The organism is Gottfriedia acidiceleris (genome assembly GCF_050457485.1).
Lineage (GTDB): Bacteria > Bacillota > Bacilli > Bacillales > Bacillaceae_G > Gottfriedia > Gottfriedia acidiceleris_D.
Genome location: NZ_JBCMJM010000010.1, coordinates 140126 through 156242 on the forward strand (window position 1 = coordinate 140126; position 16117 = coordinate 156242).

Annotated in this window: 18 protein-coding genes; 12 read left to right on the forward strand and 6 right to left on the reverse strand. The window is 31.2% G+C overall.

Annotated elements, in window-relative coordinates:
- Positions 1–28 precede the first annotated feature (28 nt).
- On the forward strand, positions 29–805 hold the full coding sequence (locus ABEY15_RS12195; protein WP_429890339.1) for an arylamine N-acetyltransferase family protein: 777 nt from the start codon (positions 29–31) through the stop codon (positions 803–805).
- 157 nt (positions 806–962) lie between these two features.
- Positions 963–1400, forward strand: a complete 438-nt coding sequence (locus tag ABEY15_RS12200) for an RrF2 family transcriptional regulator (protein ID WP_429890340.1) — start codon at positions 963–965, stop codon at positions 1398–1400.
- A gap of 398 nt (positions 1401–1798) precedes the next feature.
- Here the strand turns inward: ABEY15_RS12200 and ABEY15_RS12205 are convergent, their stop codons facing one another.
- A complete protein-coding gene (locus tag ABEY15_RS12205) occupies positions 1799–2155 on the reverse strand; it encodes an ATPase (RefSeq protein ID WP_429890341.1) in 357 nt (118 codons plus the stop codon).
- Positions 2156–2683: 528 nt separating this feature from the next.
- Here ABEY15_RS12205 and ABEY15_RS12210 point away from each other — a divergent pair.
- From ABEY15_RS12210 to ABEY15_RS12225, 4 genes are all read left to right on the forward strand, one after another.
- Positions 2684–2986, forward strand: coding sequence for a DUF3784 domain-containing protein (locus ABEY15_RS12210; protein ID WP_335490830.1), 303 nt, complete (start codon positions 2684–2686; stop codon positions 2984–2986).
- A gap of 295 nt (positions 2987–3281) precedes the next feature.
- Entirely contained in the window at positions 3282–3845 is a 564-nt protein-coding gene (locus ABEY15_RS12215; RefSeq protein WP_429890342.1) for a GNAT family N-acetyltransferase, read from the forward strand.
- Between the two features lie 299 nt (positions 3846–4144).
- Entirely contained in the window at positions 4145–4519 is a 375-nt protein-coding gene (locus ABEY15_RS12220; RefSeq protein ID WP_429890343.1) for a DoxX family protein, read from the forward strand.
- Between the two features lie 647 nt (positions 4520–5166).
- A complete protein-coding gene (locus ABEY15_RS12225; RefSeq protein WP_429890344.1) occupies positions 5167–5985 on the forward strand; it encodes a DUF2935 domain-containing protein in 819 nt (272 codons plus the stop codon).
- 154 nt (positions 5986–6139) lie between these two features.
- On the opposite strand, the gene ABEY15_RS12230 is transcribed toward ABEY15_RS12225, so the two are convergent.
- Entirely contained in the window at positions 6140–6613 is a 474-nt protein-coding gene (locus ABEY15_RS12230; protein ID WP_429890346.1) for a pentapeptide repeat-containing protein, read from the reverse strand.
- Positions 6614–6804: 191 nt separating this feature from the next.
- Entirely contained in the window at positions 6805–7278 is a 474-nt protein-coding gene (locus ABEY15_RS12235; RefSeq protein WP_429890347.1) for a hypothetical protein, read from the reverse strand.
- Between the two features lie 235 nt (positions 7279–7513).
- Here ABEY15_RS12235 and ABEY15_RS12240 point away from each other — a divergent pair, with 235 nt between their 5' ends.
- The 4 genes from ABEY15_RS12240 to ABEY15_RS12255 all read left to right on the forward strand — a co-directional run bounded on the left by ABEY15_RS12240 (position 7514) and on the right by ABEY15_RS12255 (position 11614).
- Positions 7514–8404 carry a PhzF family phenazine biosynthesis protein gene (locus ABEY15_RS12240; RefSeq protein ID WP_429890348.1) on the forward strand — a complete coding sequence of 297 codons (891 nt, stop codon included), beginning with the start codon at positions 7514–7516 and terminating at the stop codon, positions 8402–8404.
- An 18-nt stretch (positions 8405–8422) separates the two neighbouring features.
- The gene (locus ABEY15_RS12245) at positions 8423–9397 is read left to right on the forward strand and encodes an HD domain-containing protein (protein WP_429890349.1); all 975 of its coding nucleotides are present in this window, start codon (positions 8423–8425) and stop codon (positions 9395–9397) included.
- Between the two features lie 57 nt (positions 9398–9454).
- Positions 9455–10129, forward strand: a complete 675-nt coding sequence (locus ABEY15_RS12250) for a GNAT family N-acetyltransferase (protein ID WP_429890350.1) — start codon at positions 9455–9457, stop codon at positions 10127–10129.
- A gap of 156 nt (positions 10130–10285) precedes the next feature.
- A complete protein-coding gene (locus tag ABEY15_RS12255; RefSeq protein WP_429890351.1) occupies positions 10286–11614 on the forward strand; it encodes a Na+/H+ antiporter NhaC family protein in 1329 nt (442 codons plus the stop codon).
- A 75-nt stretch (positions 11615–11689) separates the two neighbouring features.
- Here ABEY15_RS12255 and ABEY15_RS12260 read toward each other — a convergent pair whose 3' ends face one another.
- The gene (locus ABEY15_RS12260) at positions 11690–11977 is read right to left on the reverse strand and encodes a hypothetical protein (protein WP_025671372.1); all 288 of its coding nucleotides are present in this window, start codon (positions 11975–11977) and stop codon (positions 11690–11692) included.
- Between the two features lie 321 nt (positions 11978–12298).
- On the opposite strand from ABEY15_RS12260, the gene ABEY15_RS12265 reads away from it, so the two are divergent.
- The gene (locus tag ABEY15_RS12265) at positions 12299–12559 is read left to right on the forward strand and encodes a DUF1292 domain-containing protein (RefSeq protein WP_387327970.1); all 261 of its coding nucleotides are present in this window, start codon (positions 12299–12301) and stop codon (positions 12557–12559) included.
- Positions 12560–12774: 215 nt separating this feature from the next.
- The gene (locus ABEY15_RS12270) at positions 12775–13983 is read left to right on the forward strand and encodes a dicarboxylate/amino acid:cation symporter (RefSeq protein WP_429890352.1); all 1209 of its coding nucleotides are present in this window, start codon (positions 12775–12777) and stop codon (positions 13981–13983) included.
- A 45-nt stretch (positions 13984–14028) separates the two neighbouring features.
- On the opposite strand, the gene ABEY15_RS12275 is transcribed toward ABEY15_RS12270, so the two are convergent.
- Positions 14029–14928 (reverse strand): SDR family oxidoreductase, encoded by a 900-nt coding sequence (locus tag ABEY15_RS12275; RefSeq protein ID WP_429890353.1) that lies wholly within the window; start codon positions 14926–14928, stop codon positions 14029–14031.
- Positions 14929–15104: 176 nt separating this feature from the next.
- Positions 15105–16117 (reverse strand): RNA-guided endonuclease InsQ/TnpB family protein (locus ABEY15_RS12280; protein WP_429890355.1); only part of this gene is annotated, 1013 nt, incomplete at its 5' end.

Sequence of the window (16117 nt, forward strand, 5' to 3'; positions counted from 1 at the left end):
AATGTTGATGTGACAGGAGGAATCGTTAATGAGCGAGCTTAGTTTATTGTTTCGAAAAAGAATCGGATTACGTGATAATGAAGTGATTAACTTTAATAATTTAAATGACGTTCTTGAAAAAACGGCTAAAAATATACCTTTTGAAAATCTTGGTATTATAGGAAATAAAACGAATGAGATCAACCGAGAAAATTTAATTAGTAAATTATTAGTAAAAAACGAAGGTGGTCTCTGTTATGAATTGAATTCATTACTTTATTTATTTCTTCTTGAAAATGGGTTTAACGTGAAGTTAGCAAGAGGAGTTGTTTATGACAATATAGCTCAAAAATATCCTACTTTTGGAAGAACACATGTCACAATCTTATTAATACAAAATAAAGAAACATATTTAATTGATACAGGATTTGGAGCGAATCTTCCTTTAAAAGCAGTTCCCTTATCCGGTGAGATGATTACTTCTAGTAATGGTGAGTTTCGAATTAAAAAAGAAGACACAGAATTCGGGGATTATGTATTGATGTTAAAACTAAAACATAAAGATTCCGATTGGAGAATTGGATATGCATTTGATTCATGCGATGTCATTTCGGATGTGTCCGAATTTAATGAGATTCAAACAATTATTTCTGAGCACGAGGAATCTCCATTTAATAAAAACCCTTTAATGACTCAACTGACAAATGAGGGGAATAAAACTTTAACGAATACTTCTTTTACACAATGGATTAACGGTGTAGTCACGAAAGAGGATATTGATGAAATGAGATATAAGGAATTAGCAAAGCAACATTTTGGGCTCTAATAAAAAATAGATTTACTATATATTAGTAAACTTCTGAATAATTATTGGTAAAAATTGTTAATAAGTTTCTTCTAACCATTCTATTGCCTATGAAAATTTAATGTTCTATCATTTGCTTAATAAGTAATCAACCAAGTAATTTTAGGAGTGAAAAGCAATGAGTAGTGCAAATAGAGGTGTCAATATTGGTCCACCTCGTTTTAAAATAGCAGTTCATGCAATAGTTTGGTTGGCAAATAGTGGTGGAATGTTATCAAGCGCAATGATTGCAGAGCAAGTGGATTCTCATGCGACATTCATGCGAAGAGTAATGCAATCTTTATCCTCAGCAGGTATTGTAGAATCTAAAGGTGGCCGTGAAGGTGGTTATATTTTAAAAAAGGCGATTGATTCGATTACCTTAGGTGAAATCTATACTGCCGTTAATAAGGTTCCCATAGAACAAGAAATGTCAGTTGACTGTGGTGAAGCTGCAGAACAGCTAGATTTAGAAATAGAAAGAATACTATTTGAAGCGGAACGCCAGGCTTTAGATTATTTAAAGCAATTTACAATTGAAGATGTTATGAATCGAATTGATTTTTTTAAGGATTAAAATGTAGTTTAATAGCTAAATAAGGAATTATAAGTAATAAATAATATAGCAGGTAACACTGCTTTTTATTTTGTCTAAATTGTATTTTTTAAAATCGATTCTTTATAAAAAGGCTCTGTTAAAGCAGATTGTTGATATTCTTATGTAACTAAATGGCAGTATAGTTGAAGAAGGAAAAGCCTGACTATTTAGTGAAACTTATAAACTAAGAGGTGATTTCAAGTTGGAATTATATGAAAAAGTAGATACTGTTAAAAGTCAAGAAGATTTGATAAGTTTCATTATCCACTTGAGAATGGATTAAAAAAATAGTCTATTTTCGTAGGTATTGTTGCTATTAGACTATTTTAAAAGACACCTAATGGGTGTCTTTTAAATTTACATTTATTAGATTTTAACTAAGGAAACTGTGTTAATTCTGAATTCAAAACTCGTTGGGCAGTAATAATTATATTGTTAGCTGTTCTTCCATAAACTGAAAATAATCCACCGTTTTGATCGGGAGCAATTTCAACTTCGTACTGAGCTGCTCGTCCTAAAATAGGATGAACTAAACTTAGAGTTAAAAAAGTAGATGCATTAGGTGCCACATTAAAGCTTTGTTGCTGAATTAATGTTCTTGTGCCGTTAAGTCTAAAAGATCTGACTACTCCAGTAAGTCGACCCGTAGTACGATTCAGTATTTTAACACGAGCGTTAGTTGCATTGCTAGGTTGGTTTCCAACATTTTCAATTGGACCAGTAGTGAATGGCATGTTAAATTCACCTCCTACGAATTAATAGATTAAAATCTAGTATATTACAATTGCATAATATTCAATATTCTATTAAATGTTCTAAACGGATTATTTAATTTACTTATATTGAGGGCTATTATTACGATTAAAAATAAAGATAATCCCCTAATAGAAGACAGCTAATATTGTATTGTTTACTATTATTTTTTTAATAGGTTGTATTCGTAACTATTGTTGCTATTAAACTATTTTAAAAGACACTCAATGAGTGTCTTTTAATTAATAAAGAATCATAAAATAGTCTGATTATGGTAGTTTTAAGAAAAAGTAAAGATCACAAATTATGGTCTTTTTTCATTCCCTTATTCAACATAATGGCAGTTTAGTTGAATAAGAATAAGGTCTTTTTTTTATTGAAGCAAGCAATTAGCAGCATTTGTGAATAAAAAAGGTTTCTATCATTTATAGTGGAATATAATAATGCAAATGGAAATTAATACCATGAAAAAAACAAATAATTTGAAGGAATTAGATGGAGGTATGTAAGTGCATATTTTAATATATTTATTAGCAGCTTTGGTGATTTTTGCATTTGCTTATATGATTTGGAAAAAGAAAATGCTATTTTTACTCATTGGTTTTAACGAAAAGTCGTTTTTGGGTGATAAAGAGAAGCTTGCCAAAAGAGTAGGAATAATCACTACAATTATTGGGCTTGGCACTTTTTCCCTTCCCATCTTCACTTATATTTTTGGTCAAAATGCTATAAGTTTTTATGGGATTTTTGTTTTATTATTTGTTACATTAGCAACCTTTTTTTATACTATTCCTTACTTCTATTTAAAATAATAAGAAAGACCCTCCAGTTACGCAGCTGTGATGGAATAAAGAGATTTTTACACTCTGAATCATTAAAATTGTGGAATCATCTTGATGACTTTTGGAGTGTGAAAACTGAATACTTTGGTTGACCAAAGAAATAACCTAATGCAACTAACGCATGCATTAGTTGAACAACGTGATCGACGATTTGTCGGTCCTTTTTTATTGAACAAAATGGCAGATTAGTTGAATAAGTTGAATGAAATATATGGATATTTTTGGTAAAATAGTTAATAAACTTTTTTACTAGCGAGGGGAAAGTATGTTATTACATAAGATAGATGAAGATGTTTCGTTAAGAATGTTAAATATAGATGATGCTGAAGAATTTTACAATCTAACAATCAGTTCAAAAAATTATTTGAAAGAATGGTTAGGTTGGCTCGATAACATTGAAAGTGTAGAAGATACGGCTCAAAATATAAAAAAGAGATTAAAAGAATTTGTAGAAAATAAAGGATATCCAAAGTCATTTGCCATTATTTACAGAGGGCAAATAGCTGGATCAATTGGATTTAATGTGATAGATAAAACCAGCAAGATTGGTGAAGTAGGTTACTGGTTAGGAAAGCAATACCAAGGAAAAGGCTTAATGACAAAAGCTCTCAGAACATTAATAAATTATGGTTTTGAAGAGTTGGATCTAAATCGAATTCAGATTAAAGCAGCAGTTGAAAATAAAAAAAGCAGAGCACTTCCTGAACGCATGGGATTTAGACATGAAGGAATAATTAGACAAGCAGAATGGTTATATGACCATTATGTAGACCATGTAATATATGGACTTTTAGCTGTGGAATGGAAACAATTTAAAGTAATTGTATAATTTTCTTTCTAATTTAAAAATAGAAAAAAACTGAATTTCCTTAAGCAACTAACGCACTGCATTAGTTGAATAAGGTTCCTAAGGTTGTCTAATTAGACAACCTTTTTTAGTTCAAAAATCAATATTTAAATTTAAACAGAGCCTAAAAAAGAAGAATAATAGAACAAATTAAAAATTCTCTTACCATTATTACTGATTTTAGTAACCATTCTAATCAAAATTTTAGATTGAATAGTTACTTTTGTAGTAATATGTGCTTTTTTCAATTGCATATATATTAGTAAAGGGGTGATAAAAAAATGGATATTTTATCAATTATCTTGCAAATTTTATTAGCTCTTATGTTTTTAATTGCTGGTTTAGGAAAAGTTTTTGGTTCAAAAACGAGTGTTGAAAGTTTTAATCACTTGAAATTAGCACAATGGTTCAGAGTAATTACTGGATTAGTAGAATTGGTTGGAGCAGTTGGATTAATTATTGGATTTTGGGAAGAAAGTTGGGTTCCAGCGGGTGGTTTATTATTAGGAGTTGTGGCAATAGGTGGAATAATATCACATATTCGTGTTAAGGATTCGTTTAAACAAACTTTTGCAATATTATTATTAGGTATTATTGCTTTTGTACTTTTATGGATTAATTATTCTGATCTCTCAAGTTTCCCAGGATTTAATTAATTTGCGATCATTTTATGCAGGGGTTAATAAGGCGACGACAGAACAATAGAGACAGTACTAAAATCAATCTTGTCATTTGTCAATTAGATGGGAAACGATATGTTGATCAAGATGTTTTTCAAAATTTATGATTAAATAGATAATTTAGCATTACTTCTATTGAAGTAATGCTCAGAGTGTTGAAATATAAAATGGTCAATAGGGAAAACGGACTTTAAATGAACATTTATTAGTGATGAAATTATCATTTTTTTGGATGATCTTTTAATGTTTTTAAATGTTAATATGTTTGAGTAATTTTATGATTCGAATAACACTAGAAATGTTTTTTTTTCAGATGTTAAAAAATTATGATCTAATTTTTAGAAAAACAAATTCAATTGATTTAGTTTTAGTTTAATTAGTGTTCGATATTAATTGACCTACAATTTGATTAATAAACAACTATTGGGTTACTCTAAGTAAAGNNCAAGGTTGTTTTTCAACAGCGTGAGCATTACTTCTATTGAAGTAATGCTTTTTTTATAAACTAATTTTAAATTTTAGTAGACTAATAGCTAATCTAGTTAATAAAGATGTATCTGTAATAATTTATTTTTTCATCAATATATTAGAAAGTGATATGAATTATGTTAGGAGGGATCCGATTGTCGGATGCATTTATAGCACGTTCTTTAGATGAAATTCTGTTTTGGTCAAGGATCATGAAAGAGCATTCACTATTTCTTAAATTAGGATTTAATTGTGATGATACCGAGTTAATTCAAGAAGCAGATCAATTTTATCAAGTTTTTGAAGCAATAGGAAATAAAGCCCAATCATTTTCGCTTCAAACGGATCCTCAACAAATTAAACAGTTTAATAGTGAAGTTCATCAAGCAGCTTCTATGATTTGGGCTTATAAGCGGAAAATCCTTAATTTACTCCTTACTTGTAAAATAACTGGAAATAACTTTCCTTTATTAGTTGATCATACTAGTAGGGAAGCGGCTTATTTTGCAAATCGCTTGACTGAATTAAATAATGGTCAACTCCAACCGCTACCTGCTGCAATTATCCAGGAAAATGTTTTCTTTTTAAGAATTATGGCAGACCATGCAAAATTTATCGGACATTTATTAGATCCGTCAGAAAGAAAATTAGTAGATCAAGCTAGGGAATTTAGCCATGATTTTGATCAACTTTTATATCAAGCCGTAGATTTAGAATCAATGAGACCACAATCGGAAACAGTTCCGATACTTGACCAATTCCTTGATGAAAACCGTGTATCGGTAAAATCGCTTAGAGACTTTAAGAAAACAGCTCGCGACTTAATAGAAGCTTGTAGAATTAAAAGTATCATTCATCCACTGCTAGCAGACCATGTATTTAGAGAAGCAGATCGATTTTTGCATATAATTGATGCGTTCGAAGCACAGTTAACAGGGAATGGAAACAGAAATATTGTACTGGACGACCATTAAGAATAACGCAAGTTACCAAAATAGACACGAAAAAAGAATCTGATTAAAGATTCTTTTTTTATTGAGCGTTGATATGTATTAGTTACTCATGAGGGGTTCATGAGTAAGTAGAAAAGGGCTTATAGAATTGACTACATCCTTTTTTTGATAGAAATTATTTTCTCTGACTATAACTCTTTAACAAATCCTCAATTAAAATGCCATTAATTTTCAATCCTGATAAATTGCAATTATTGATTTCGACATGACTTAAATCACAGTCCGTGAACTGACTATTTGTTAAATTGCATTTCTCAAATTTAATAGAATTAGAGTGATCGTCAAGATTTAGATCTTCGGGAATGACAATATTGCGGAAGCTTGTTCCAGCTAAATGAACATGATCAATTACTAAGTCTCTTAAATTACCATTTGTTATTTTTGTATTAGATAAATTAACATCTGAAATTCGAGTTCCGAATAAATTCACGTCATTTAATTCGAGGTTCTTCATGTTTGCATTTGTAAATTTCGAATTCGCCAAGCTTACATTATTAAAGTCTAAGTTTTCACCTCTTACTTCATTAAATGTTGAAAAAGACATATCTGTTTTTTGTAACTCAAATAATGCAGTCTTCCAATTTGACATTTCTTCTCCTCCTAAAGCTTTGATAATTGAATATATTTAACTTTATTCCTGAGAATCCCTTCACTCTATTTCATTTTTATTTTCGACAACTAACCATGTAAATGAAAAAAGGTAATAAAATAAAGCATTAATAATCAGTGTGATCATTAATGCTTTTCTTATGGGAAAATATAAAATAATTGCTAAAGATTTTAATATAGAACGCTGATAAATTCAAAGGCTGTAAATATAAAAGATCCAAAAATAATGGTTGCTCCTGTTGAAGTGAAATATTCATCAGGATCGATGATTACAGATGTTTTATGCCATCCATCAATATCAGGTGTTGCTTCACCAGTTGTTCGTGGGGCAAATTTAATAAAAAGCATAAGTAATAGAGCAAATAGACCAACAAATGGTGCAGTAGATGAAAATGGCATATCAAAATAAAGTGCAATTAAAAATGATATAAAATATAAAACTATAATTGATATACCTAATTTTAAGAATTGTTTAAGCCAGTAATTGCGTCGATTCATTGGTTGGTTACGCAATACTTCTTTCATTTTCTGTGCATCCTTGTATTGAAAATATAATCCGACTGGCCATGCAATTAAGAAGCAGATTAAGGTAAAGACTAAGCAAAGTAAAAGTTTTCCTCCGAAAGCTGTTATGAATAATGACATATTTTCCTCCAAATTTTAATGAATAATATTATTTTATCAAACTTTTAAAATTAAAAATATTGGGAAAATGTATTATCATATAGAAAATGTAATCGTTTTATTTAATTAGTTTAATAATGTATATTATTAAATAATTGAAGATAAGGCACTACTCTAACAATCTCATAAAATTAGTTTTATTTTTAAATTGATAAGTAGAGAATTGAGTTACATAAAAACAAAATGAGGTGAGAAAATGAAAAATATTACTGTATACCATTACGACGCTTTTAGTAAAGAACCCAATAAAGGAAATCCAGCTGGAGTCGTTTTAGATTGCGATTCTTTGACTGAATATGAAATGCAGGATATTGCGAAACAAGTCGGATTTAATGAAACTTCATTTCTATTAAATTCGAAAATTGCTGATCATAAAATTCGTTATTTTACACCAGGTCATGAAATGGATTTATGTGGTCACGGGACAATGGCAGTAATATATGCTTTGGTCACTAGAGGGATAATTGAGTTTAAAAGTGAGTTAACGATCGAAACAAAGGCTGGGATTTTGCCAATCAAGATTCATAATTCGAATAATGAAATCTACATAACGATGAAACAAAAAACACCAGAATTTGTAGAGTTTAAAGGCTCCATTGATGATGTAGCGTCCTCAGTTGGTCTTAGTGTAGAAGAAATCGATAAAAGCCTACCAACTCTTTATGGAAGTACAGGTGCCTGGAATTTACTTTTACCGATAAAAAATTTATCTTCATTTGAAAAGATGAAACCTAATAATCTACTTTTTCCAAGTATTTTGACCGAAATTCCAATAGCGTCCGTTCATCCGTTTTGCTTAGAAACATTTGATTCAAATGCAGATTTTCATGCTCGCCATTTTTCCTCTGCATTTTCAGGAACGATTGAAGATCCGGTTACGGGTACTGCCTCTGGGATTTTAGGAGCTTATTATGCTAAATATATTCATAATGATGTTATTGATACACTTGAATTAATTGTTGAACAAGGAACGGAAATTCAGAAAGACGGACGCGTAAAAGTAAATGTAAAAAGAGTAAAGTCGACTTATGATATAGAAATTACTGGAAATGCTGTTTATGTTAAGGAGATGGAATTTCAAATATAAAATGAAAAGGAGTACAGTATGTTTTTGAGAGATAGACTATATGGACAATACAATATTGATCAAGTTCTTGTTGAATTAATCGATACAAAACCGATTCAACGGTTAAAAAAAATTCACCAAGCCGGTGCTACCTTTTTAGTGGATCATCATTTTAATGGAACTCGATATGACCATTCTATTGGCGTTATGTTGTTAATAAAAAGTTTAGGGGGTTCGATCAAGGAACAAATAGCGGGTTTATTACATGATGTTTCTCACACAGCATTTTCTCATGTTATTGATTTTGTTTTTGATAATAGTGAAGAAAATTACCATGAAACAATCTTTGAAAAAGTAATTTTAGATTCGGAGATTCCTTCTATACTTGAAAAATATCATATCGATATTAAAGAAATTTTTGATATAGATAAATGGGAAATACTTGAAAAAGAGCTTCCGAAGCTATGTGCAGATCGAATAGATTATACATTAAGAGATATGCATACATATTTTGGAACACCTAAAAAGGAAATTGAAGCATTTTTAAATTCATTAGTTATTGTAAATGGAGAAATCTGTGTAAACTCTATTGAAATGGCGGAGTGGTTTACAGTGATTTATTATAAACTTGCTATTGATTATTTTTTAGGTCCGATCAGCATTTATTCATATGATTCACTTGCAAAAATTATTAAACTGGCACTACAAAAAGAAATTATTAAGCTAAACGATTTATTATTGGATGATATGCAGTTAATGACAATAATTCAAGAAAGCAATGATGAAGAAATTCAAGAATTAATAAACAGTTTATATGCAAAAGTTGAGCTTGAAGAAAATGACCAGGATTATGATATTCATCGAAAAGGTAAAAGAAGGATTATCGATGTGCCTGTATCATTAGACGGAAACACTGTTCAACAGTCATCTCTTTTATCAGACAACATTGCAAAAATGAATAAGATCGCAATTGAAAAGTCTGAAAAAGGAACATTTGTAAAAATTAAAAGATAGAGTAAAGAGAACTTTGAAGTATGTAAATTAACTAGTTTGAAGCTAGGGGGAATCCTTTTGAAATCAGAGCTAGAACTTATGGAAATGCATATTAACGTATTATTTAAACATAATGAAGTTGGAAAAATAACACAAATAAATGAACCTCCATATACAAAAGCACCACGATTTTATATAGGAAGTACCAAAATGGGAAATGTGAAAAGGTTTTTAGATTGTCTTAAAAATGAGGAACTAATTGAATTAGAGCAAGCCTTAGACATGAACTCTAGTATACCTTTAGTAAATATTTTGCAGATTTTAAGTAAAACTCATCAGATAGATAATGTATGGATGGGGCCGGCATATGTATTTCAAACAGTCGGTATAGCATCATCGAAGGCAATAAAAATTACCCAGTCAAATAAACAATTTTTATTACCAAACTTTCCTTATACATATGAGGAGCTAGAATTTAAAGAGCCTTGTTATGCAATTATTGAAAATGACATAGCCGTGTCGATTTGCTGTAGTGCCAGACAATCAGCCGAAGCTGCTGAAGCAAGCGTATATACACTCGAGGATTTTCGTGGAAAAGAGTATGGGTTAATCGTTTCAAATGCATGGGCTACGGACATCCAAGGTCAAGGACGAACTGCTTTGTATAGTACCTCTTGGGATAATTATGCATCTCAGGCAGTCGCACGAAAATTAAAATTAGTTCAATATGGCACGGATTTACATTTTAGTTAAAAGCATCTATATTTTAGTGCAAAAGCATTACTTCTCAAATTGAAGTAGTGCTTTTTAATTGAAATATAAGTGTATTATTAATTGAAAGCTTATATAATTAATGAATGATATTTAATCAATTTAGTGTAATAAATCTGTTTGAAAGAAGGGAAAGTGATGGAGAATCAATTTTCAGTTAAACAGGCAAGTTTCCTAATATTCGTAACTTTGATTGGAATTATTAGTTCCGTCATATTACATATCTCGCTCGTATTTGGAATTTTACCAGGATTAATTTTTTTAATTGTATTAAGTTTAAAAAGAGGATATGAAGTTAGAAATATTATGAAGTTAAGCTATCAAGGGATGGGAAAAGTTAAAATTGTTCTCTTTATCTTATTTTTAATTAGCTTTTTACTTCCATCTTGGTATTTATCAGGAACGATAACATCGATGGTTTCGATTACTTTACAGGCAATAAATCCACATCACTTTTTTGTGTTTTGTTTTCTAACGACGATGATTTTTTCAATGATTTTGGGTTCGTCGATTGGAACATTGAGTGCCTTAGGAGTGCCTCTTATTAGTAGTGCGATACTACTGCATATACCTGTGGAAATATCGGCTGGAGCGGTTATTTCGGGTGCATTTGTTGGTGATCGAACGTCACCTTTTTCAAGCGCGCATCAACTTTTAGCTAATATACTTGAAACAACTGTCAAAAAACAAGGTAAAGCGATGCTTTTTACATCAATTACTGCTGTAATCGTAACAATCTTATTTTTTAGCGTAATGGATTTACAGTTTGCGAAAGGAATTACCCAGACACATCATGAAATCGTGAGCAATAAAGATATTTCATTCATTCAATTTATTCCACCGATTTTATTAGTTGTACTTGTTTTATTTCGAATCAATATTATTTACTCGTATGTCATTAGTATTTTGTCTGGAAGTTTAATAGCTTTGTTTAATGGAACTTCTTTTAGTAAAATTGTGAATGCTTTTTGGCACGGAATAAATGGACTTGGTGGAGGGCTAAGTCATATGTATAGCTTGTTATTGTTTATTGCAGTAGCAGGAATTTATAATGCGTTATTGGAGGAGCTTAATATCATTCAACCTATGTTGGATAAATGGCTTCAAACTTCAACTTCAATGCTATCCGATTCTTTGAAAACAATTGGTGCTACAGCTGTTATATGTGTAATAGCAGGTAACCAAACGATGCCAATTATTTTAACAGGCCGCTCTTTTTTAACGCATTGGTCAACTAAATATAACAAAGAAGAATTGGCTAGGTTAATGGCAGATACAACTTTATTATTTCCAGCGATGATCCCTTGGAATGTTCTTGCAATCATGAGTAGTACAGTCATTAATATGAAGCTACATGAGTATTTACCTTATGCAATATTCTTATGGCTTCTTCCATGCTTAACGATTTTCATCAATGTATTTAAAAAAGTTAAGACTTACGAAACGAAGTATGAGGTCAGTTCTTAATCAGGAAAATTGCAATTCAAGGGTAAAAACATAGAAAAAGAGATAAATAGCTATTATGCTATTTATCTCTTTTTTTCATACAACACTAGCAGACTGTATTTCCTTTAATTGTCTAACAGTAATGCTGTATTTTGTACGTATAGCTTCTAATTCCATAATAGCCACATCAATGTATTCGGGATCGGCATAAATAAAATTAATTTCTTTTAGCTCTAAAAGTTTTTGTAAGCTTCTTAACTCATTATGTAAAAGTTGTGATGGCGTTTCATCAATTAACTGGTTTTTAGTAAAACGTTGAAAGAATGATTTAAAATTGACAGTTTTTCTTCTAGTTTGTTCTTGACCCGTTATTAATTTTGACATTCAGTAATCCTCCCTAAATATAGAAAATATCTACTATTTGAAGATATAGGCTTGTCCACCTTAATAAACTTGAAAGAAACTTAAGAATTGGTTGTTCTAAATCTTATTACAGCGTTGTTAAAAATATTCATGTTAATTTTTAAAAATCAATTTTTTTTACAAAAATTGATTCTCCAGAAAAAGTTGGTTTAAAAGTAGAACGATTTAGAAAAGCTTTAAGTGTATTTACAATTTAACGTTTTGCATCATTCTGTTACACTATAGGAACATAAAGGTTTTTCTTTATGCAAAATGAATTTGAAATAAGTGAGGTCAAGATTTATGGAAAAGATTGAAGTAGGCGAAATTCTTACACTTAGCTATGATGAAGGAGACGAGCAAGATTACGAAGTACTAGGCTCAATTACGATTGAAGGTCATGAATACATAGCAGTAGGTTTACTAGAAGAAGTAGAAAAAGAAAGTGAAGAGGATATTGACGTTTTCTTCCTAAGAGTCGAAGAAGATGGCGAGTTTTATGATATAGAAACAGAAGAAGAGTTTGAAAAAGTTTCAGCTGCTTTTGATGAAGTCTTGAAATAATAAGATCAAAAAAAGTAGGATTAAAGGATTGGAATACGGGCAAAGGTATAGGAAGTATTTCATAATTTTAATAAAAATAGAACACTTGTAGATAATACAAAGTGTTCTTTTTTTGTATGTTTATGTAGAAATATGTAGGTTTTATTAAAAAATTGGAGTACAAACGATTAAATTTTCGGTATACTACAAATAGCAATTATATTAGGAGGAAGCTTATGCAATTTTCATTTAGAAATTACGCTTTCCCTTTGATTTTACTTAGTTGTATCATCATTGGTTCAGTCATCGGTTATACTCATGAAAGCGTAGGAGTTGCCCTTAAGCCAATAGGGGATTTATTTTTAAATTTATTATTCGTAGTAGTTGTACCGCTTGTGTTTTTCTCTGTAGCTTCAAGCTTTGCAAATGGTGGAGGAGAGAAATTCGGTAAGATTATGCGAAATATGTCAGGGGTATTTTTATTTACAGGTATTATTGCAGCGATCATAATGCTTGTTGTTATGAAAGTTTATCCACCTGCACATGGGGTTCATATCCCAATTGTTAAGCCAGATGCAACTGATAAAGTATCAGTAGCGGAGCAAATTGTAAATACATTTACAGTAAATGATTTCTCAGGCTTGTTTACAAGAAGCAATATGTTAGCAATTATCGTTTTTGCTGTATTAGTTGGTTTAGCAACGAATAAAGCTGGCGATAAAGCAGACATTGTTAAAAAATTATTATCAAGTGGTAATGTAGTGATCATGAATATGGTTAACTATATTATGTATCTTGCACCGGTTGGACTTGGAGCTTATTTTGCTTATCTTGTTCCAACATACGGAAAGGAATTACTAGGTTCATATGAGCGAGTTTTTGTTTTATATTATGTAACTGCTATTCTATTTTATTTTATTGTTTATAGCATTATTGCTTATATGGCCGGAGGTAGTTATGGATTTAGAATTTATTGGAAAAATGTATTACCTTCAACGTTAACATCTTTAGGAACTTGTAGTAGTGCAGCAACGATTCCAACAAATTTTGAATCAGCGGAAAAAATGGGCGTATCTAAAAATATTAGAGAGACTGTTATTCCTTTAGCTAGTGCATTACACAAAGATGGATCTGTTATGGGTGGAGTCGTAAAAATTGCTTTTGCCTTTGGTGTATTTGGAATGAATTTCTCTGGTTTGAATATTTATCTTGTAACAATCGGTATTGCATTACTAGTTGGTATGGTAATGGGGGCAATTCCGAATGGTGGAATGATTGGGGAAATGTTAATTCTTTCTCTGTTTGGTTTACCGGTAGAATCTTTACCAATTCTTGCAGCAATTAGTACGTTAATTGACCCACCTGCAACAATGTTAAATGCAACAGGTGATTTATCTGTGAGCATGTTAGTTGAGAGATTGACTAACGGGAAAAAGGCTGCATAAAAACGAAGACTGGGAATCTCCCAGTCTTTTATTTTTGTATGAGTTTCAAGTTTCAGTCATAATACCTCCATTTACATGAAGTACTTGGCCAGTTACAAAAGAAGAGTCATCAGAAGCAAGGTATATATAGGTTGGGGCAAGTTCGAATGGTTGACCGGCTCGTTTCATAGCCGTTTCTAAACCAAATGTTTTCACATACTCTGCTGAGTAGATTGAAACGATTAGCGGAGTCCAGATTGGTCCAGGGGCAACTGCATTTACACGGATTCCTTTTTTAGCTAATTGAAGTGATAAAGAACGAGTGAATGAAACAATTGCGCCTTTTGTAGATGAATAATCGATGAGTAATGGAGCACCGGCATAGGCTGTAACAGAGGCTGTAGAAATGATTGAACTACCTTCTTTTAAATATGGTAGAACAGCTTTCGTTAAGTAAAACATAGGAAAAATATTCGTTTGATAAGTAAGTCCTATTTGCTCATTGGAAACATTTTCGATACTTTCCTGAGGAAATTGGACACCTTGATTCATAATCAGAATATCTAACGTGCCATATGTTTCAATGGTTTTCTTTATGACATCATTACAAAAATCGGGACTTCTGAGATCACCTTCGATTAATAAACATTTTTTTCCATAATGTTCGACCATCTTTTTTGTTGCTTCTGCATCCTCTCGTTCGTATAAGTAGGCAATTACTAAGTTAGCGCCTTCTTTTGCAAATCCGATCGCAACAGCACGACCAATTCCACTATCACCACCAGTAATAATAGCCACTTTTCCTGTCAACTTTCCGCTCCCTTTATATTCGGGATTATCTGATATTGGCACAGGATTCATTAAATATTCCAATCCAGGCTGTATATCTTGATGTTGAGCTGGAAAAGTATGTGGAACTTGTTCACATTTTTCTTCGTAACTATAATATGGATATTTTGGAATCAAGTAAAACCCGTTGCCAAAAACTTATAAAAATCAATAAAAAACTATTATTTTTATAGCTTTTGTTTATTTCCCTTTTCTACGTGTCCGATTTTGCCTAGTTAGGCTACTTTCGTTTGGTCTAACACTCCAAGGGCGTAAATTCGGATACAACGAATCCTACATATCAGTAATGACGTCTAGGTATCAGTTACTAATTTATATCGTGACAAGTTGATTGCTGCGTTTAAATCTCGATCGATTTCATGACCGCATTCACATTTGTATAGTCGCTCTGATAGTTTTAAATCATTTTTCTTATTTCCACAACTTGAACAAGTTTTAGAAGATGGGTACCATTGATCAGCTTCAACAAATTCAATGCCATATTTTTCACATTTATACTGAATTTGACGTCTGAATTTAAATAAACACTGCTTTGCAATTGCTTTTGAAAGGTGCTTATTCTTCATCATCCTTTTAATATTTAGAATTTCCATTACTACGCGATAAGGTTTGGTTTTCACGATCTCGCTCGTGGATTGATGAAGATGGTTTAGTCTGATATTCGTCAACCTTCTATAGAGGTGTTGTATTTTCTTTTCGATTTTTAGTATGTTACTTGTTTTGACGAAACGGTTTCCCTCCTTATTCATTTCATATTTACGAGAAATTTGACGTTGTAACCTACGCAGGCGTTTCTCTGCCTTTTTAACAGTAATTGTTTTGTTGATATTTTTCTTCTTGGTTCCATCTGAACATACGGCTAAATCTTTTATTCCAACGTCAATACCCAGTGAGACATTTGTATGTTCAACTGTTGGTTTTAATTCTTCAATTCCTACAGATATATACCAGTATTTTCCATCATTACTGAATCTAGGATTATAGTATTTTTCATCCGGTATCAATTCAGAAGTTACAACCCAACCGACTTTTTCAATTAACACTTTCTTTCCTTTTACTTTCAACTTCACATTATCGTTATAAAAGGACGGTTTTGATTTTCTTTTACTTTTAAATCGTGGTTGATCTGCTAACCCTTTAAAGAACTTTTCATACGCATGACAAAGATCTTTTATCGCTTGTTTTGTAATATTATTTGATACCCCATACAACCAAGAAAACTCATCAGTTTGTTTTAAACCAGTCAATTCTTTTCTTAATATGCCATCAGAAATAAACTTCCCATTGTTTTTATAGCTTTCTTTCT